At 63.8% G+C, this 19,388-nt stretch carries 18 protein-coding genes and 1 riboswitch; of the genes, 9 read left to right on the forward strand and 9 right to left on the reverse strand.

Going from position 1 to position 19,388, the window contains the following annotated elements; translation table 11 throughout:
* Positions 1–26 precede the first annotated feature (26 nt).
* Positions 27–431, reverse strand: a complete 405-nt coding sequence (locus XH90_RS13335) for a hypothetical protein (RefSeq protein ID WP_194481911.1) — start codon at positions 429–431, stop codon at positions 27–29.
* Positions 432–852: 421 nt separating this feature from the next.
* Positions 853–1,095 carry a PilZ domain-containing protein gene (locus XH90_RS13340; protein ID WP_194481912.1) on the reverse strand — a complete coding sequence of 81 codons (243 nt, stop codon included), beginning with the start codon at positions 1,093–1,095 and terminating at the stop codon, positions 853–855.
* Between the two features lie 182 nt (positions 1,096–1,277).
* On the opposite strand from XH90_RS13340, the gene XH90_RS13345 reads away from it, so the two are divergent.
* Entirely contained in the window at positions 1,278–1,571 is a 294-nt protein-coding gene (locus XH90_RS13345; RefSeq protein WP_194481913.1) for an HdeA family protein, read from the forward strand.
* A 129-nt stretch (positions 1,572–1,700) separates the two neighbouring features.
* On the opposite strand, the gene XH90_RS13350 is transcribed toward XH90_RS13345, so the two are convergent.
* Positions 1,701–2,165 carry a PaaI family thioesterase gene (locus XH90_RS13350; RefSeq protein ID WP_194481914.1) on the reverse strand — a complete coding sequence of 155 codons (465 nt, stop codon included), beginning with the start codon at positions 2,163–2,165 and terminating at the stop codon, positions 1,701–1,703.
* A 348-nt stretch (positions 2,166–2,513) separates the two neighbouring features.
* Here XH90_RS13350 and XH90_RS13355 point away from each other — a divergent pair, with 348 nt between their 5' ends.
* Complete coding sequence (locus XH90_RS13355; RefSeq protein WP_194481915.1) at positions 2,514–2,810, forward strand: hypothetical protein; 297 nt, start codon at positions 2,514–2,516, stop codon at positions 2,808–2,810.
* A gap of 98 nt (positions 2,811–2,908) precedes the next feature.
* Positions 2,909–3,163 carry a hypothetical protein gene (locus tag XH90_RS13360; RefSeq protein ID WP_194481916.1) on the forward strand — a complete coding sequence of 85 codons (255 nt, stop codon included), beginning with the start codon at positions 2,909–2,911 and terminating at the stop codon, positions 3,161–3,163.
* Between the two features lie 23 nt (positions 3,164–3,186).
* Here the strand turns inward: XH90_RS13360 and XH90_RS13365 are convergent, their stop codons facing one another.
* On the reverse strand, positions 3,187–3,375 hold the full coding sequence (locus tag XH90_RS13365; RefSeq protein WP_194481917.1) for a hypothetical protein: 189 nt from the start codon (positions 3,373–3,375) through the stop codon (positions 3,187–3,189).
* 463 nt (positions 3,376–3,838) lie between these two features.
* Between XH90_RS13365 and XH90_RS13370 the strand changes: the two genes are divergently transcribed.
* Positions 3,839–4,090: a hypothetical protein gene (locus tag XH90_RS13370; protein ID WP_194481918.1), complete on the forward strand. Its 252-nt coding sequence runs from the start codon at positions 3,839–3,841 to the stop codon at positions 4,088–4,090.
* Between the two features lie 1,054 nt (positions 4,091–5,144).
* Here XH90_RS13370 and XH90_RS13375 read toward each other — a convergent pair.
* Positions 5,145–5,294: a hypothetical protein gene (locus tag XH90_RS13375; RefSeq protein WP_194481919.1), complete on the reverse strand. Its 150-nt coding sequence runs from the start codon at positions 5,292–5,294 to the stop codon at positions 5,145–5,147.
* A 545-nt stretch (positions 5,295–5,839) separates the two neighbouring features.
* Between XH90_RS13375 and XH90_RS13380 the strand changes: the two genes are divergently transcribed.
* From XH90_RS13380 to XH90_RS13390, 3 genes are all read left to right on the forward strand, one after another.
* Positions 5,840–6,001, forward strand: coding sequence for a hypothetical protein (locus XH90_RS13380; protein ID WP_194481920.1), 162 nt, complete (start codon positions 5,840–5,842; stop codon positions 5,999–6,001).
* A gap of 520 nt (positions 6,002–6,521) precedes the next feature.
* Entirely contained in the window at positions 6,522–7,610 is a 1,089-nt protein-coding gene (recA, locus tag XH90_RS13385; protein WP_194481921.1) for a recombinase RecA, read from the forward strand.
* Between the two features lie 199 nt (positions 7,611–7,809).
* The gene (locus XH90_RS13390) at positions 7,810–8,718 is read left to right on the forward strand and encodes a hypothetical protein (RefSeq protein WP_246755803.1); all 909 of its coding nucleotides are present in this window, start codon (positions 7,810–7,812) and stop codon (positions 8,716–8,718) included.
* A 128-nt stretch (positions 8,719–8,846) separates the two neighbouring features.
* Here the strand turns inward: XH90_RS13390 and gcvP are convergent, their stop codons facing one another.
* From gcvP to gcvT, 3 genes are all read right to left on the reverse strand, one after another.
* A complete protein-coding gene (gene gcvP, locus XH90_RS13395) occupies positions 8,847–11,711 on the reverse strand; it encodes an aminomethyl-transferring glycine dehydrogenase (RefSeq protein WP_194482679.1) in 2,865 nt (954 codons plus the stop codon).
* 159 nt (positions 11,712–11,870) lie between these two features.
* The gene (gcvH, locus tag XH90_RS13400) at positions 11,871–12,239 is read right to left on the reverse strand and encodes a glycine cleavage system protein GcvH (RefSeq protein WP_194481922.1); all 369 of its coding nucleotides are present in this window, start codon (positions 12,237–12,239) and stop codon (positions 11,871–11,873) included.
* Positions 12,240–12,248: 9 nt separating this feature from the next.
* Positions 12,249–13,397 carry a glycine cleavage system aminomethyltransferase GcvT gene (gcvT, locus tag XH90_RS13405; protein ID WP_194481923.1) on the reverse strand — a complete coding sequence of 383 codons (1,149 nt, stop codon included), beginning with the start codon at positions 13,395–13,397 and terminating at the stop codon, positions 12,249–12,251.
* Positions 13,398–13,560: 163 nt separating this feature from the next.
* Positions 13,561–13,649, reverse strand: a riboswitch (glycine riboswitch).
* Positions 13,650–13,883: 234 nt separating this feature from the next.
* Here gcvT and alaS point away from each other — a divergent pair.
* Together alaS and XH90_RS13415 are read left to right on the forward strand one after the other, a co-directional pair.
* Positions 13,884–16,577, forward strand: a complete 2,694-nt coding sequence (alaS, locus tag XH90_RS13410; protein WP_194481924.1) for an alanine--tRNA ligase — start codon at positions 13,884–13,886, stop codon at positions 16,575–16,577.
* A 6-nt stretch (positions 16,578–16,583) separates the two neighbouring features.
* Positions 16,584–17,810: a cyclic nucleotide-gated ion channel gene (locus tag XH90_RS13415; protein ID WP_194481925.1), complete on the forward strand. Its 1,227-nt coding sequence runs from the start codon at positions 16,584–16,586 to the stop codon at positions 17,808–17,810.
* Positions 17,811–18,023: 213 nt separating this feature from the next.
* Here XH90_RS13415 and XH90_RS13420 read toward each other — a convergent pair whose 3' ends face one another.
* Positions 18,024–19,238, reverse strand: coding sequence for an NADP-dependent isocitrate dehydrogenase (locus XH90_RS13420; protein WP_194481926.1), 1,215 nt, complete (start codon positions 19,236–19,238; stop codon positions 18,024–18,026).
* Positions 19,239–19,388 lie beyond the last annotated feature (150 nt).

Below are 19,388 nucleotides of genomic sequence, written 5' to 3' on the forward strand. Positions count from 1 at the left end.
GGATCGTGGTGCGGCGCGATGCTTCGCTAGATCGGCTCGTAGGCTTCGGAGCCGCAGATGTCGTCAGCTTCCGCGCGTCGCCGGTCGGTGATCTTTCCACTGTCGATCGTCACGATGTAGGTCTGGGTGCCCAGCGCCGAGCCGGTGGCGGAGGTGAGCTGGGCGCGGACGCAAGCCGTCCAGCCAGATCCGCGGACCTCGTGATGGGGCAAGGCCACTTGCACCTCGCGCGGATAGGAGGTGTTGAGGAAGACCACATCGATCTGCTCGCGGACCACGCGCTTGACGTCGGGCGGCGGTTCAGGAGGTTGTTGCTCTCCCTCCTTGATGCGCATGAAGTCGGGCACCGGTGCACGGCTGTCGGCAAAGCCGCACGCGCCGAGCGCGAGCGTGCATGCAAGCAGCGCCACCTGAGCAACAATCCGCAACATTCGTGAAGGTCCCCCGCAGGCCGACAGATATGCGCGAATTCGGCGGGACGAAGCCCTGCCCGATCAACAATTGCTGAAGCGGTGGAACCGCTGCATTTGCCAGTACGGGATGGCAGGCTGGTTTGGACCCAAGTGAAGGGATGGCGGACAACAAGCCCAAGACGAGAGAGCCTACGAGGCTGCGCTCGAGCGCATTCCGGACCCAACCCCTGGAGCGGCGCGCGTCCCACGGAGCCGGCTATGGGAAACCGAAATAGAGCGAGGCAGATGGTGATGGACCGGCTCCAATATCCGGTCGGCTTCCTGCTGCTGGTCGTGCGGCCCTGCAGCGTCTGAGAGACCCGCGGCGGCGATCCCATCGTATCACGCGATCATAGTCATGTTGTGGATGCGATGCGAATGGACATTCACATCACGCGCGCTAGTGCACGAAAGCCAGGCCGATGCGCCTTTCGCTGCGCCAAACTGCGCGGCAATTCCGCACGAAATTGTCGCACGCGATCGAAAGTGTGAACGATTGCGGCAATGTGACCAATGTGTCGAGGTCTATCGCCGCGCCGCTTTCCGACATGTTTCGTACGGTGCACGCGATTCCGCTATTTTCAAAGGTGATCGTGCCGCCCTTGAAAACCCGATGACGCTGCGCCGTTCGCTTCTCGATCATCCGCGTTAATCCACAATGATGATTGTGAAATAGTGCATAGAAATTGCGTTGATCTAAACTCAATACTGGCGCTCCTTGCACAGCGCTTCATACTTCGTTTACGACGTTGAGGCGGCAAGTCACTGCGCCGAGTTTTACCCCAAGCCTTTCCTTTGTGGCGTTACGCGCCGATGGAGATTCCGATGAAGACCACGCTCTCGATCCTGTTCGCCGCAGCGTTCTCGCTGTCGTCGATGCCCGCCCACGCCGTCAAGTGGGACCTCTCGACCATGTCCTGCAAGCAGTTCCTCGATAGCGGCGAGGACAACATCGCGGTCGTGCTGACCTGGATGGACGGCTGGTACAAGGGCGACGAGGACAACGCGATCATCGACACCGAAGTGTTCATCGAGAACGCCAAGAAGTTCGGTGCTTATTGCGGAAAGAATCCGACCGTCAGCGTCGTCACCGCGGCCGACGAAATTCTCGGCAAGTAGTCTTTTCGACAAGTCATCTCGAAGCGGCCGGATGAAGCGCGATTGCAGCCGCGCTTCGTTCGATGCGAACGTGATCGAGAGCCGCGGTGCGCTTTGCGCTCCCGCGGCTCTCCTCGTTTCGGATCATGTTCAGCCCGGCAGCATGGCGAACGCGCTCGACACCATCGCAATCTGCTTGTTGTCGGCGGCCGAGAGCAGGGTGACGCGGCCAAAACTCATGGTGCGTCCGAGCCGCACCACGCGTGCATCCGCCAGCACGTCCGACGCGGAGACCGCGCGCATGAAATGCGTGGTCTGGTCCACCGTCGTCATCGGACGATAGCCTCTGTTGGCGGCGAGATTCGCGATCACCATTGCGGTGTCGGCCAGCGCCATCAGCGCCTGACCGCAGACCACGCCGCCGTTGCGGCACAGCCGCTCCGAGAACGGCATGCGGAGCAGCGCGCCCGGCTGCCAGTCCGGCGTCTCGGGAGGAGGGATGTGCTCGATGCGCTCGACGGAGAGGTTGAGATCCTCGATCCAGGGCGCGAAGACCTCGCCGAGTATCCGTCTGGCCTCAGTGATTCCGAACTCGGCGTCTGGCTGCGATGGCATTGCCGTCGTTTCCTCCTCTTGTTGCCGGATGTTTCGCTCATTCTGCCCGCTTGGGCGCGGCAAAGTCACGGGGGCCGTTGGCTTGAAAATGCCCGACTTCGCCCGATATGATGCCGGGCCTGGGGGCGGGTGGACGATGTTGCGTCGATGTGTCCTGTTATTTTGCCTGGCCGCGCTCGGTCTGGCGCTGAACGGCTGCACCAAGTGCGGGCCGATCTGGGACGACTGGCTCCATGGGCCGAAATCGTGCAGATCGGATCGGCTCTAGCGGATTGAGGCGCCTCGCGCTGAAAAGGACCAACAGGGCGCGGTGTCCGCCCTCTCTATTGATGCTCAAGGAGTGAAGTAATGAAGGTTTTCCGTATGGCGGCGGTGCTGGTGCTGGTGGCTGGACCAGCCTTCGCGCAGGATTCGCCCCATATCAATCTGATGGCGGATGGTCCGGCGAAGACCGAAGACGAAAAGGCCGCCGACGCCGCACGTGACAAGGCCTACAAGGAGACGCTGAAGAAGATTCCGGACGCCAAGGCGTCCAGCGATCCCTGGGGAGGCATGCGCGCCGAGCCGCCGAAGCAGCCGGCGCCGAAGGCCGCTGCTGCCACCAGCACGCACAAGAAGCCCAAGGCCGGCACGGCCTCCAATTGACCGCGCTCCCGGCAGGCGAATGAGGCTTCGGCGGGACTCCCCTTCGCCGGGACCCGATCCTACATTCCTTCATGGTGTTGCGTTGTGGAGGGCAGGACATGGCGGATCGCCCGCGGGACCTCGCCGAGCGGATGGCGCGCCGGCGCAAGCGGGCCGTCGCGGCGGACAGCAAGGCCAGTGATGGCTATCTGCGCGAGAGCTTCACCCTGCCGCGCGCCGCGGCACGGGCACGAGCGCAGGCTTTCTTCGCGCGCTATCCCAAGGCCGGCTATATGAGCGAAGTCGAGACCTGGCGCGAGCTGCCGGGCGGCGACATCGAATTCACAATGCGCCGGCTGCCCAGCGCCGACTAGCCCGCTCGCTAGGCCCTGATCGCTCAGGCCGTCCTGCGACCGATGGCCTTCAGCTCCCGATCGATGCGCAGCTGCACGCGACGGATCGCCAGCAGGTCGATCTTCGTCTCGGTCTTGCCTGTCTTGGTCTTGTCGCCGATCCGGAACTGCCACTGCCAGACACCCGGGATCGCCGTCTTTGCAACCGTGAACTCCACGCCCCTGTGATTCATGGTCACCTCCACGATTCACCTTGCCATGTCGGGTAACATGGGCATCGTAATATTCCGACGACAAGGAAAAATTGCCGTTAAGTCGAGGATAATTCATCGGAATTGAGCAAGCGCGCGCAGTTCGAAACAAGCGAAATCGGATTCCGAAAGATGGGGCCGATGGATGGGTCTTTCGCGTGAATGGAACCTGTGAGGCGGTGGCTGGCGATTAGGTCAGGAACTCTGTTCTTGGCCGGAGAACCACGGAGTTCCCTGCCGACACCAACGGCGATTCCATCGCGATTGCTGTCGCGGGCTTCATGATTGTGCGGAACCATCGTCGTGAGAGATGTCGACCGCGCGACCATTCGCAGCAAATGAGCACGTGCATTGCTTTTCCACTTTTGCGTGCGCCTCGACTGTGATCTGGTGAGGGGTGACGAAGGCGGGGTTGGTCATCGCGCAAGAGGACCAAGAGGACGACGTGAACTGGCTCAGACATCTCGCGCAGCGATGGAGCACACGACGTTTCCCGCTGGTCTGTCCGCAATGCGGGCGGCCAGCGTCTTCTCTTCTCTACAGGCGCGGACGCTTCATGCTGGGTGACGAGAAGCTCGTCTGCGAGCAGTGCGGCACGACCAGCGTCGTCACCTTCTGGCGCTTCGAAGGCCTGGCGTGTCACGGCGAGCGCGGCGATTCCGGCAAGCCCGAGCGCTTGGCGGATTCACGGCACTGACGCCTGCGATCCACGCGTTCTCGCGCCGCCTGGCGGCAATGCCGTCGCAAGAAAAAAGCCCCGCCAGGGGAGAGCCGGGCGGGGCAGAAGGTTATTGGAGGCTGAGGTGCTGGGCTGCAACACCATAGCTCCATGACCGTAGCCCGCTCAGCTTACGAGAGCCTGACAGAGCGGATCGGAGGTGGATCCGCCCCCCGCATCGATTCCGGGAGTCGGCAGCAACAAGCCGATCTGGCCGCCGGGAACAGAAGACCCCGCTCGGGGTCGAGCGAGGTCGACTGGGTATGGAGACCCGGTGTTGGTCCACCGGGCAAGCCGAGGCTAGAGCATTCGGCTGACGGGCGCCTTACGCAGGCTCATGCGTGGCTCGCGGACGCGTTGAGGGCCGCTGTGACGTCCCAATTCAGACATCCGGCTGCACAACTTCAGACACATCCGTTGGCGACACTTTGCGGGCACGGCGAAGCCATGGGGGATACGTGGCGCGCCGACAGCGGGGTGGCATCATGGACAAGGTAGAGCGGTCATTCGCCGCCGCGACGGCGGCTGGCTTCGTGGTGTTGGTGATCGGCATCGTGCTGCTGGCGCTGATGTAGCGAGGCTCAGGCGGCCCGCGCCGCCAAAGCCGACGAAAACAACCCCATGCACAGTAGCCGGCAGCCTGTTTCGGCTGGCGTTTCCCCTGGCGCACCTTGATCTCGTCCGGCGGCAGGCGGAGATCGGCGGCGCGCTCGGCGCGGTCCCTCTTGCGGAACTCGCTTTCCCTGCGCTCGAACTTCACCGTCTCCTCGAGCGCCGCCTCGATCAGGAACTGCGCCTGACGGCATCGTGCAGCGTGTCTTCCGTCATGATCCGATTCCCCATTGCGGCGCCCCCGTTCCCCCAGGGAATTAGGACGCTCTGCATTGAGCTAGATCAGTGGCGCTTCATCGATCGCGCGATAGTTTTCCAAGCCCGGGGCTGGTTATGCGATTTCAGTATTGCTTATTGCAACCCGGGAGGGCCTCGGCCGTCTCATCGCGGCCGGGGCCTTTCGCCGCCAACTGCGGCGGCCCTACCATCCGAATGAATAGCGGATGTGGCGCAGCATCCCAAAGGCTGCGTCGGTGTAGGCGCCATATGCATAGTGCCGGTCCGCCGCGACGAGGCTGCCGAGTGCAATCACGATGGCGAAAAAGACCTTAGGCACAATGCCGAAGAGCATCCGACCGTTTGGTTGCGAAATTCTAAATAGGACACTCCGAATTTCTTCTTAGGACACCAAGGGTGGAATACGGACGGTACCCAAATTCTGGTGCTCTCCCACAGTTTCAAGTTAGGACACTGGAACGAATGCTCGCCTTGCGAGTTTGCTGCCGGTGGTCTCCCTCATCGGGGTCACATGAACCAGCGCAAGGCCCCAATCTCGCCAGCCCCGGATTGGGGCCTTTTGGTTACAGAAAGCAAAAACGCCGCCCGCTTAAAACCAGCGCAGGCGGCGGCCTTTCCAGCCCCGGGAGGGAGATTGTAAAATCCCGATCCTGTGTGTCTGTGCAGGGCGCCCAAAGGTTCAACGCGACACCCGCAGAGGCGGATTAGGACGCTCCAAAAGTCACACAAAAAGCCCGCCTAGGGGCGGGCTTCATTCCGAGGTGGCCTTATCTGAGTACGAGCGCCCCAAGGAACATTCCGGTCCACACTCCGCCACCGCAGATGCCTGCTACCAGCGGCCGACAAAGCGTTGTGATTAGCTGGGTGGGAGAGAAGGGCGTGAGCGAATCTTCGATTGCGATAAAGGATGATCGTCTAGAGCTAGCTGCGCTCCTGTACGATCAAGCTGGCGTGCAAAAGGTGATTGATCGCCTAGCGGCAATGAAGTCGCTTCTCCCGGAGAAAGCGCCAGAGCCTAAAAAGGAAGAGGCCGCCAACTGAGGCGGCCCTAGTGCATGAAGATAGCAATGGCAGACAGGATCACCGGCACAGAACCGGCCGTGATCACAAACGCCTTGTACCAAAGATCATTGCCCATAAGGACAGTATCTTCCGGTAGCGGGCTGCCGTCTATGCAACTTGTGCCAGTTTATGGGCCCCAACTGAGGCGCCCTTACCGGATCATGAGCATGGCGGTGCTGGCAATAAGAGTGCCGAGGCCCACTACCGTGATCGCGAGGGCCAACATACCCAATCTGTCCAATTTGTTTGCCGCCACCCTCAGTTACCTTTCGCATGTGGAGACGGCTTAAGTATCAAAGTGAACACTTGTTCCTAATTGGCGAACTAGGACCTGCAAAATTCAACTTAGGACACTTGGGGTCAAATACGGACAGCACCCGCCTACCGCAAAGAACATATTGCGAACAAAGAACAGATGGTGTACATTGGTTTTATCGACGAGCCGCCCGCCCAACCGTTTGTCCCACACGCGAATCCTCGCCATAAGGAGCACGACCCAATGTCCGCCACTGCCCTGCGTATCGTCGAAGGATCTTCCATGGACAAGAGTAAAGCTCTGGCTGCCGCGCTCTCCCAGATCGAGCGCCAGTTCGGCAAGGGCTCGGTGATGAAGCTCGGCAAGAACGACCGTTCGATGGACATCGAGGCGGTCTCGTCGGGCTCGCTGGGGCTGGACATCGCGCTCGGCATCGGCGGCCTGCCCAAGGGGCGTATCGTCGAGATCTACGGGCCGGAATCGTCGGGCAAGACCACCCTGGCGCTGCATACCGTGGCGGAAGCCCAGAAGAAGGGCGGCATTTGCGCCTTCATCGACGCCGAGCACGCGCTCGACCCGGTCTATGCCCGCAAGCTCGGGGTCAACATCGACGAGCTCCTGATCTCGCAACCCGACACCGGCGAGCAGGCGCTGGAAATCTGCGACACGCTGGTGCGCTCGGGTGCGGTGGATGTGCTGGTGGTCGATTCGGTCGCGGCGCTGGTGCCGAAGGCCGAGCTCGAAGGCGAGATGGGCGATGCACTGCCGGGTCTTCAAGCGCGGTTGATGAGCCAGGCGCTGCGCAAGCTGACCGCCTCGATCAACAAGTCCAACACCATGGTGATCTTCATCAACCAGATCCGCATGAAGATCGGTGTGATGTACGGATCGCCCGAAACCACGACCGGCGGCAACGCGCTGAAGTTCTATGCCTCCGTCCGCCTCGACATCCGCCGTATCGGCGCGATCAAGGAGCGCGACGAAGTGGTCGGCAACACGACGCGTGTGAAGGTGGTGAAGAACAAGCTGGCACCGCCCTTCAAGCAGGTCGAGTTCGACATCATGTACGGCGAGGGCGTCTCCAAGATGGGCGAGATCCTCGATCTCGGCGTCAAGGCCGGCATCGTCGAGAAATCAGGCGCCTGGTTCTCCTATGACAGCCAGCGCCTCGGCCAGGGCCGCGAGAACTCGAAAGCGTTTTTGAAGTCCAACCCCGACATTACCGCCAAGATCGAGACCGCGATCCGCCAGAACTCCGGCCTGATCTCCGAGCAGATTTTGGCCGGCACGCCCGAGAGCGACGCCGACGGCGACGAGCCCGCGGACGAGTAAGCCTCGAGTACAAGTTTTCGCGAGGAGCGGGCGCTGAGGACGTTGAGTTGCCGACGTCGTCAGTGCCCGTTTCTTTTGTGTTGGAGTGATCGGGGGGTGATGAAGCGTCTGATCTTGACCGGTGTGGCCGGCGCCGATCTCGCCAAATCGAAACTGGCCGAGATCGTCGTTCTCTTCTTTTTCCGGTTCATGTGGGCCGTTGCCTTCGCCGGAGTATTTCGCAGCCTATTTCGGGGCGCAGGGGACGCTCAAGCCGGGCGATCACTGGTCGGATTGGGGTCCAAAATGGCCCTCCAAGTTCAAGGAACTTAGGAAGTTACCGTTCGCCGATTTTTGCGAGCGCCATGACGAGATTGAGCTTTGGTTCGACCCGAGTCCAGACGATCAACTGCAGCTGATCTGGCTGCTCGACCATCTCGCCTGTTACCCTGAGCTGCTTAAAAAACTCGGACTGCGCTTGGTCGCATTCGATCTGTTCGATGTGCGAGAGAAAGTCTCCGAAGCGTCCGCATCGCACATTCGTATGGTGGATGTTCAGGCCCGAGAACTCCAGACCGCTGGAATGGCTTGGCAAGCGTATCGCGCGCCGACGCCTGAAGCCTGTGCGAATGTACTTCACAGCGATCTAAGCGCCCTGTTGATGCTGCGATCGGCATGGCAACGGCTGTTGGGAGAGCTACCGTCGCCCCTGAGCGGTCTTGGTGCGAGCGAGATGCGATTTCTGGAGATGCTTGCCCGAGGGTACGCGAACACGAACGCCCTGTTTCATCTGCGTTCACTGCGGGGCACGTACGTGTTTGGCGAATTCGAACTGGGGTCGCTGCTGGAGGGGCTCGCACTCGGCCCCAAGCCGGCAGTGGCCGGTCTGGGCGACGAACTGCGTACGATCGACCCCGAGGATTTGGGAGCTCGGCACGACGATGCGATCCGTCACGCACGGTACAAGCAATCCCGCATGTCGCTCACTGATCTCGGGAAGGCGGTGCTGGCGGGAGACCAGGATTTCCTCCAGCACAACCCGATCCACCGCTGGAGGGGCGGCACGCTTCTGACCAATGAACGGCTCTGGAGGTGGGATCGCGAGAGCCGATTGTTGGTCGCGCCCTAGAGGCGCAGTCGGTGCCGTAGCTATAGAGAGGGCAAAGGCGCGCGAGCGCCGTGCCCACGATCTTTCACGTCATCCGGAGGTGGTGGGCGCGCGTCGCTATGCCCACCCTACGAGACCTCCGTCGTGGCTTACTCCGCGGCTTCCGCGTAATTGCTCACCGGCGGGCAGGAGCACACCAGGTTGCGATCGCCATAGACGTTGTCGACGCGCCCGACCGGGCACCAGTATTTGTCGGTGCGAGAGACGCCATCGGGGAAGTAGCCCTCGCTGCGGGCGTAGGCGCGCTTCCAATCGTCGTCCGCAATGTCGTGCACGGTGTGCGGGGCGTGGCGCAGCGGCGAGGCTTCGATCTTGAAGCGGCCGGCCTCGACCTCGGCGATCTCTTTCCGGATCGCGATCATGGCATCGCAGAAGCGATCCAGCTCCGCCTTGGATTCCGACTCGGTCGGTTCGATCATCAGCGTGCCGGGCACCGGGAAGCTCATGGTCGGGGCATGGAAGCCGTAATCGATCAGGCGTTTCGCGATGTCGTCGACGGTGACGCCAGATGTCGTCTTCAGCGGGCGGGGATCGACGATGCATTCATGCGCGACGCGGCCCTTCCCGTTCTTGTAGAGCACCGGAAAGTGCGGATCGAGCCTTGCCGCGATGTAATTGGCGTTGAGGATCGCGATCTCGGTGGCGCGCTTCAGGCCTTCTCCGCCCATCATCAGGATGTAGATGTAGGAGATCGTCAGGATCGAGGCCGAACCGAACGGCGCGGCCGAGACCGGGCCGACCCGCGCGTCGCCGTTGGTCGCGGGATGACCGGGGAGGAACGGCGCGAGATGCGCCTTGACGCCGATCGGGCCCATGCCGGGGCCGCCGCCGCCATGCGGGATGCAGAAGGTCTTGTGCAGGTTGAGATGGCTGACATCGGCGCCGTAATCGCCGGGCCTGCTGAGGCCGACCTGCGCGTTGAGATTGGCGCCGTCGAGATAGACCTGGCCACCATGGCCATGGACGATATCGCAGATCTCGCGGATGTGCTCCTCGAACACGCCGTGGGTCGAGGGATAGGTGATCATCACAGCGGCGAGATCGTTCGAATGCTTTTCCGCCTTGGCGCGGAGATCGTTGACGTCGACGTCGCCGTTCTTCTCGCAAGACACAACCACCACGTCCATGCCGACCATGGCGGCCGAGGCCGGGTTGGTGCCGTGGGCCGAGGAGGGGATCAGGCAGATCTTGCGGTGGCTTTCTCCACGCGCGGCGTGATAGCCGCGGATCGCGAGCAGGCCGGCATATTCGCCTTGCGCGCCCGAGTTCGGCTGCAGCGAGATCGCGTCATAGCCGGTGATGTCGCACAGCCATTTTTCCAGCCGCGCGAACAGCGCGTGATAGCCGGCGGCCTGCTCGCGCGGGGCGAACGGATGCAGGGAGCCGAATTCCGGCCAGGTCAGCGGCATCATCTCTGTCGTCGCGTTCAGCTTCATGGTGCAGGAGCCGAGCGGGATCATTGCACGGTCGAGCGCGAGGTCGCGGTCGCTGAGCTTGCGCATGTAGCGCAGCATCTCGGTTTCCGAGCGATGCGCGTGGAATACGGGATGGGTGAGGTACGCGGTGGTGCGCTTCAGCGCCTCCGGCAGCGCCTCGCGCGTGGTCGCGTCGATCTCGGCGTAGGAGAGCTGGCCGCCGAACGCACGCCAGACGGCTTCGACCGTTGCAGGTGTCGTGGTCTCGTCGAACGCGATGCGCAAGCTCGCTTCGCCGACACCGAGATTGATCTTCTCGGCGGCAGCGCGCGCGACGATCTCGGCGCGCTTGGCGCCGGCATCGACGCTGATCGTGTCGAAGAAAGTCTCCGACTGCGGCGCGAAGCCGAGCTTGCGCAGGCCCGCGGCGAGCACGGCGGTGCGGCGATGCACGGTGCGCGCGATCTGCGCCAGCCCCTCGGGGCCATGATAGGTCGCATACATCGCGGCGATCACGGCAAGCAGTACCTGCGCGGTGCAGATGTTGGAAGTCGCCTTCTCGCGGCGGATGTGCTGCTCGCGGGTCTGCAGCGCGAGGCGATAGGCCGGGGCGCCGCGCGAGTCGACGCTGAGGCCGACGATGCGGCCGGGCAGCGAGCGCTTCAGCGCATCGCGCACCGCCATATAGGCGGCGTGCGGTCCGCCATAGCCCATCGGCACGCCGAAGCGCTGCGCCGATCCGATCGCGATGTCGGCACCGAGCTCGCCGGGCGAGGCGAGCACGGTCAGCGCCAGCAGATCGGCAGCGACGATCGCGAGTGCGCCCTTGGCCTTCAGCGCCGCGATTGCAGGCCGGAGGTCGCGCACCGCGCCTGAAGAGCCGGGATATTGCAGCAACGCGCCGAGCACGTCCGTCTTGTCGAGATCGGTGAGGGGATCGCCGACGACCAGAGTCCAGCCGAGCGGCTCGGCGCGGGTGCGCATCACAGCCAGCGTCTGTGGATGCACGTCCTTGTCGACGAAGAAGGCTTGCGCCTTCACCTGCGAGTGCCGTTCGGCGAGCGCCATGGCTTCGGCCGCGGCGGTCGCCTCATCGAGCAGCGAGGCGTTGGCCACGTCGAGCCCGGTGAGATCGCAGATCATGGTCTGGAAGTTGAACAGCGCTTCCAGCCGGCCCTGGCTGATCTCGGGCTGATAGGGCGTATAGGCCGTGTACCAGGCCGGGTTCTCCAGGATGTTGCGCTGGATCACCGCCGGCAGGATCGTGCCGGAATAGCCTTGGCCGATCAGCGAGGTGAAGACCTGGTTCTGCCGCGCGAGCTCGGCCATGTGCGCGATCGCCTCGGTCTCGCTCAGCGGCTTGCCGAGATCGAGCGGTGCTGCCTGCCGGATCGAGGCGGGCAGGGTTTCCGCCATCAATGCGTCGACGCTCTTGGCGCCGACAGTCTCCAGCATGGCGGTGACATCGCGCGCCGAGGGGCCAATGTGGCGGCGAACGAAGGCGGTGGTGTCGCCATTGGATTTGCGGTGCGCGGTCATCATGGGTCCTCGCTTTAGGAGTTGCTGTCATGCCCCGCGAAGGCGGGGCATCCAGTACACGCAGCCGCTTCGGCTAGGGCCGATGGGCCGCGGCGTACTGGATCGCCCGCCTTCGCGGGCGATGACAGTGAGTATGTTGAGACGGTGCGGCTCATATCTTCATGCCGTGTGCGCCTTGTAGGCGGCTTCATCCATCAGGCCGCCAAGCTCGCTCTTGTCGGCAATCCTGATCTTGAAGAACCAGGCCGCGGCTTGCGCGTCCGAGTTCACCAGCGCGGGCTCGGCGGCGAGCGCATCGTTGGTCTCGAGCACTTCGCCCGAGATCGGTGCGTAGACGTCGGAGGCGGCCTTGACCGATTCCACGACGGCGGCAGCTTCGGCCTTCTTCAGGGTGCGGCCGACCTTGGGCAGCTCGACGAACACGACGTCGCCGAGCTGCGACTGCGCGTAATCGGTGATCCCGACGGTGGCGACTTCGCCGTCGATCGCCAGCCATTCGTGGTCGGAAGTGTACAGCGTCGTGGTCATTGTCGATCCTCAGCGTTTGTAGGTGTTTTTCACGAAGGGCATGGCGGCGACGGCGAGCGGCAGACGTTGGCCGCGCACCTCCGCAAAGAGTTTTGTGTCGAGTGCGCTCAGGCTCGTCGGCACGTAGCCCATCGCCACAGGCGCGTTCAGGCTCGGGCCGAAGCCGCCGGAGGTGACCTTTCCGATCGGCTCGCCGCCTGCGCCATCTGCAAACAGCACCGCGCCCTCGCGCACCGGGGCGCGGCCCTGGGCGAGCAGGCCGACGCGGCGGCGGGACGCGCCGTTGTCGAAATGGGCAAGGATTTTTTCGGCGCCGGGAAAGCCGCCGGCGCGGGCGCCACCGGTGCGGCGGCTCTTCTGCACCGACCATTCCAGCGCAGCCTCGACCGGCGTGGTCTCAGCGTCGATGTCGTGGCCGTAGAGGCAGAGCCCGGCTTCCAGTCGCAGGCTGTCACGGGCCCCAAGGCCGATCGGCATCACATCGGGGTTTTCCAGCAGCGTCTTGGCGAGACGCTCGGCGTCGCTGGCTGGCACCGAAATCTCGAATCCATCCTCGCCGGTGTAGCCCGAGCGCGAGACGAAACAGGCGAGGCCGGCAACATTGTGCGGGCCGGCATCCATGAACTTCATGGACGGTGCCTCTGCACACAATTTCGCCAACGCGGCTTCCGCCTTCGGGCCCTGCAACGCGATCAGCGCGCGGTCCGCGAGCGAATCGATGATGCAGGCATCGGAGAGATTGGCGCGCAGATGCGCCTCGTCCGTAGCCTTGCAGGCGGCGTTGACCACCAGGAACAGATGATCGCCGAAATTGGCGACCATGAGATCGTCGAGAATGCCGCCATCGGCGTTGGTGAACTGGGCGTAGCGCTGCCGTCCCGGCGCGATCGCCACGATGTCCTGCGGGACCAGTCGCTCCAGTGCGCGGGCGGCGTCCTCGACCTTGCCGGATTTCGGCCGGAGCGCGATCTGGCCCATATGGGAGACGTCGAACAGGCCGGCGGAGCTGCGGGTTTGGAGGTGCTCTTTGAGGACCCCGGCGGGGTACTGCACGGGCATGTCATAGCCGGCGAACGGCACCATCTTGCCGCCGAGCGACAAATGAAGGTCGTGAAGGGGGGTACGTTTCAGGGAGTCTTCGTCGTCGCGCGCAAGCATTACGGGGCCCTCGGCGGTTCCCCAGGGACGATTCCCCGGAGGCAACCAGTCGAAGCCCCATCTGTCGCTGTGCCTGAGAGTATTATCCCGTCGGCGGACGCTGGTCCGGGCCAACCCTTCTCAAAAGGTCTTTGCCCGTCGGCGCCTCTTTCCAGATGTCGTCAAAGCCACGCGGTCCTTTTGCCTGAGAGTTTCCGGGGCGGTTGCTCCTTCGGCGCCGGCAATGAAGCCGGTCTCTCCCGTCGTGGCCGTACGATACAGATGGGTACAGACCACAGCCCGGCCAAGCCTGTCAACGCGCGGATTGCGGCTTTCCAAAGGGATTGCGACGGGATTACGCTGATGCGGCAACCCTCTGATCTGCTTGCACAGTTTCTGGACAGCGAAGCTGGCCTTGTCTAAAAGCGCTTTGGCCCGCAGATATCAGCCCAAATCACCGGTTTGGATGGCGGATGAGCGGGTCCAAGCACACCCGATTGGATGAACATGAGCGGCGTCAACGAGATCAGGTCGACCTTTTTGAACTTCTTTGCCGAGAACGGCCACGAGATCGTGTCGTCCTCGCCATTGGTGCCGCGCAACGATCCGACGTTGATGTTCACCAATGCCGGCATGGTGCAGTTCAAGAACGTCTTCACCGGCGTCGAGAAGCGGCCCTACCAGCGCGCCACGACGTCGCAGAAATGCGTGCGTGCCGGCGGCAAGCACAACGACCTCGACAATGTCGGCTACACCGCGCGCCATCTCACCTTCTTCGAGATGCTCGGCAACTTCTCGTTCGGCGACTATTTCAAGGAGCGCGCGATCGAGCTGGCCTGGAAGCTCATCACCAAGGATTTCGGGCTGAAGAAGGACAAGCTGCTCGTCACCGTCTACCATACCGACGACGAGGCGCACGGGCTCTGGAAGAAGATCGCCGGCTTCACCGACGACCGCATCATCCGCATCCCGACGTCGGACAATTTCTGGGCGATGGGTGACACCGGCCCGTGCGGCCCGTGCTCGGAGATCTTCATCGACCGCGGCGACCATATCTGGGGCGGCCCTCCCGGCTCGCCGGAAGAGGACGGCGACCGCTTCCTCGAATTCTGGAATCTCGTGTTCATGCAATATGAGCAGGTGACGAAGGAGGAACGCGTCGACCTGCCGCGTCCCTCGATCGACACCGGCATGGGCCTCGAGCGCATGGCCTGCATCATGCAGGGCGTCGACAGCGTGTTCGAGACCGACCTGTTCCGTCATCTGATCGACGCGACGTCGTCCGCGCTCGGCAGCGGGCCGAACGAGCAGACTGTGGCCTCTTTCCGCGTCATCGCCGATCATCTGCGCTCCTCCGCCTTCCTCGTTGCGGACGGCGTGCTGCCCTCGAACGAGGGCCGCGGCTATGTGCTGCGCCGGATCATGCGCCGCGCGATGCGCCATGCGCAGCTGCTGGGCGCCAAGGAGCCGCTGATGCACCGGCTGGTCTGGGCGCTGGTCCGCGAGATGGGCCAGGCCTATCCCGACTTGATGCGCGCGGAGAATTTGATCGAGGAAACGCTGCGGCTGGAAGAGACCCGCTTCCGCAAGACTCTGTCGCGCGGCTTGGCGATCCTGGATGAGAAGAGCGCTTCCTTGAAGAAGGGCGACATGTTCGACGGCGACGTCGCCTTCACGCTGTACGACACGTATGGTTTTCCGCTGGACCTGACGCAGGACGCGCTGAAGTCGCGCGGCATCGGTGTCGACCAGGCTGCGTTCACCGACGCGATGGAGCGGCAGAAGGCCAAGGCGCGCGAGTCCTGGAAGGGCTCGGGCGAGGCGGCTTCCGAGGCGATCTGGTTCCCGCTGCGCGAGAAGCTCGGGGCCACCGAATTTCTGGGCTACGAGACCGAGAGCGCCGAAGGCGTGGTCTCGGCGCTGGTGAAGGATGGCGCGGAAGTGGCCGGCCTCAAGGCCGGCGATACCGGCGCGCTTCTGCTGAACCAGACGCCGTTCTATGCGGAATCAGGCGGCCAGGTCGGTGACACCGGCGTGTTGACGGGCGAGGGCGGCATCAGGTTCCGCGTCACCGACACGCAGAAGAAGCTCGGCGATTTCTTCGTGCATGTCGGCACCGTCGAGAGCGGCGAGCTGAAGGTCGGAACTGCACTGCAGCTCGAGGTCGATCATTCCAGGCGCTCGTCGATCCGCGCGCATCACTCCGCGACGCATCTCATTCACGAGGCGCTGCGCCAGGTGCTCGGCGACCACATCGCCCAGCGCGGCTCGATGGTGGCGCCGGACCGGCTGCGCTTCGACTTCGTGCATCCGAAGCCGATCACGGCGGAGGAACTCGCCCGCGTCGAGGACATCGCCAACGACGTGGTGCTGGAGAACGACGAGGTCATGACCCGCGTCATGGGCGTGGACGAGGCCCGCGAGGCCGGGGCGCGCGCGCTGTTCGGCGAGAAATACGGCGATGAGGTTCGCGTCGTCTCGATGGGCAAGACCGCGCGCGAGCGCGGCGTCAATGCGCTCGGCTGGTCGGTCGAGCTCTGTGGCGGCACCCATGTGCGGCGCACCGGCGATATCGGCCTGATCACGCTGACCGGCGAGAGCGCGGTCGCCTCCGGCGTCCGCCGCATCGAGGCGCTCACTGGAAATTACGCGCGCAAGCACGCCAACGACACCATGGCGCTGGCGAAAACCGCGGCGAGCGAGCTTCGCACCTCGCTGGACGACGTCCCGGCGCGCATCACGGCGCTGATGGAGGAGCGCAAGAAGCTCGAGCGCGAGCTCTCCGACGCCCGCAAGAAGCTCGCGATGGGCGGCGGTGCGTCCGCCGGGAACAACGCAGCCTCCGGCGTGCGCGAGGTCGGCGGCGTCAAGCTGATGGCGCGCGCGGTCCAGGGCATCGAGATGAAGGATCTCAAGAGCCTCGCCGACGAGGCCAAGAAGCAGATCGGCTCCGGCGTGGTCGCGATCGTCGGCGTCACCGAAGACGGCAAGGCCGGAATCGTGGTCGGCGTCACCGCCGATCTCACCGCGCGCTTCAACGCCGTGAATTTGGTGCGCGTCGCATCCGAAGCGCTCGGCGGCAAGGGCGGCGGTGGTCGGCCCGACATGGCGCAGGCCGGCGGCCCCGACGGCGCCAAGGCGACCGACGCGCTGGCGGCGATCGAAAAAGCCATCCTCGAACAAAAAGCGGCAGGCGCGTAAATCGCCATGCGCCTCGTTCCGCGAGGAATTGGGCTTCGCGATCCCGACTTGAGGGATCGCCTCTACGAATTGCTGGAGCACGATCCGCTGGCCTACTCGGTCGGATCGCGCTTCATTCGGATCATCATTGGCGTCATCGTGCTCGACGTTGCCGCGATGATCCTCGCGTCGGTGCCGCAACTCGATGCGCAATTCGACGCGCTGTTCTCCGGCATCACCATCCTCTGCGTCATCGTGTTCGCGCTGGAATATGCCGCGCGGCTCTGGACCGTGGCGGGCCACACGCCGCGCAACGGCTCGCCGCTCGCCGACCGGCTCGGCTATGCGTTCTCGGCGCTCGGCATCATCGACCTCATGGCGTTCCTGCCCGCCGCGATCGTCCTGATGATGGGCCGGCACGCGACGCTGGCCGCGCTCGGCGTGCTGCCGTTCTTCAAGCTGATCCGCTACTCGCCGGCGATGCGCTCGCTGCTCGCCGCCGTGCACGCCGAGCGGAGGGCGCTGATCGGCTGCGTCGTCATCCTGATCGGCGCGGTGCTCACCTTCGCCTCGCTGCTCTACGCCATCGAGCGCGACGTGCAGCCGGACAAGCTCGGCACCATCCCGCAGGCGATGTGGTGGGCGATCGTGACGCTCGGCACCGTCGGCTATGGCGACGTCGTGCCGGTGACGCCGCTCGGCAAGTTCGTCTCGGTGTTCGCGATCATCAGCGGTTTCGCCATGATCGCGCTGCCGGTGGCGATCATCTCGAGCGCCTTTGCCGAAGAGGTGAGGCGGCGGGATTTCGTCGTCACCTGGGGCATGCTGGCGCGGGTGCCGCTGTTCTCGCATCTGTCGGCGGGCGAAATCGCCGACATCATGCGGCTGCTGCGCGCGCGCACGATCGAGCAGGGCGAGATCCTCGTGCGCCGGGGCGATGCGGCCTCGTCGATGTATTTCATCACCGCCGGCGAGGTCGAGATCGCGCTGCCGAGCCAGCATGTGCGGCTCGGTGACGGTACCTTCTTCGGCGAGATCGCACTGCTGCACAAGACCAAGCGCAGCGGCACGGTGACCGCGACGCGCAAGACGCGGCTGCTGCTGCTCGACGCCCAGGACTTTCACGCCCTGATCGCGCGCATGCCGATGCTCGCCGCGCACGTTCAGGAGACGGCGCGCGCACGGCTGGAAGAGACCGGCGATCTCGCGGCGGCAGAGCTGGCGCAGGCCGAGCGCGAGGGCACCGACCGCTGAGCGCTCAGCCTTTCTTCAGGACGACATACTCGGCCGAGTAGGGCGCGCTCTTGAACTCGCCCGCCTGCTTCAGCCAGGGGATGTCGGCAGCCGTTGCGCCCGGTGCACGACATGGTCGCATCTGTCCGCAACGGCTCTCAAAAGCAACGGGCCGCGCTTCGGCGCGGCCCGTGATGATGTCTGGCCCAGTCGGGCGAAAATGCAGATGGCAGCTTAAGCTGCCATCGCCTTCACGAGGTTGTCAGCGACCTTGTCGAGGAAGCCGGTGGTCGACAGCCAGCGCTGGTCGGCGCCGACCAGGAGCGCGAGGTCCTTGGTCATGTAGCCTTCCTCGACCGTGTCGACGCAGACCTTCTCCAGCGTCGAGGCGAACTTCGCCAGCTCGGCGTTGTTGTCGAGCTTGGCGCGGTGGGCGAGGCCACGGGTCCAGGCGAAGATCGACGCGATCGAGTTGGTCGAGGTCTCCTTGCCCTTCTGGTGCTCGCGGTAGTGACGGGTCACCGTGCCGTGGGCAGCTTCCGCTTCGACGGTCTTGCCGTCGGGCGTGAGCAGGACCGAGGTCATCAGGCCGAGCGAGCCGTAGCCCTGCGCGACCGTGTCCGACTGCACGTCTCCATCGTAGTTCTTGCAGGCCCAGACATAGCCGCCCGACCATTTCAGCGCCGAGGCGACCATGTCGTCGATCAGACGGTGCTCGTAGGTCAGGCCCTTGGCGTCGAACTCCTTCTTGAACTCGGCGTCGAAGATCTCCTGGAAGATGTCCTTGAAGCGGCCGTCATAGACCTTGAGGATCGTGTTCTTGGTCGAGAGATAGACCGGATAGTTGCGCAGCAGGCCGTAGTTGAAGGAAGCGCGGGCGAAGTCGATGATGGAATCGTCGAGATTGTACATCTCCATGGCGACGCCGGCGCCCGGAGCCTTGAACACTTCCTTCTCGATGACGGTGCCGTCCTCGCCGACGAACTTCAGCGAGAGGGTGCCCTTGCCCGGGAACTTGATGTCGGTGGCGCGGTACTGGTCGCCATAGGCGTGGCGGCCGATGATGATCGGCTTGGTCCAGCCGGGAACCAGGCGCGGCACGTTCTTGCAGATGATCGGCTCGCGGAAGATGCAGCCGCCGAGAATGTTGCGGATGGTGCCGTTCGGCGACTTCCACATCTGCTTGAGGTTGAACTCCTTCACCCGGGCCTCGTCCGGGGTGATGGTGGCGCACTTGACGCCGACGCCGACCTTCTTGATCGCCTCGGCGGCGTCGACGGTCACCTGATCGTTGGTGTGGTCGCGGTACTCCATGCCCAGGTCGAAATACTGCAGCTCGACATCCAGGAACGGGTTGATCAGCTTGTCCTTGATGTACTGCCAGATGATCCGGGTCATCTCGTCGCCATCGAGCTCGACGACGGGATTGGATACCTTGATTTTTGCCATGATCGGTGCAGCCCTCTTGGGATCGGCGCTAGAGGCGCCAAAGTGAATATCCGCCGCCTCTTAGCACCGGACCGTGGCGGGCGAAAGCCAAGTGATTATGCACTTTTAGCTCACCCAGCTTCCACAGATGGGGGGCGCTGCCGGCCACCG

This window comes from Bradyrhizobium sp. CCBAU 53338, assembly GCF_015291665.1.
GTDB lineage: Bacteria > Pseudomonadota > Alphaproteobacteria > Rhizobiales > Xanthobacteraceae > Bradyrhizobium.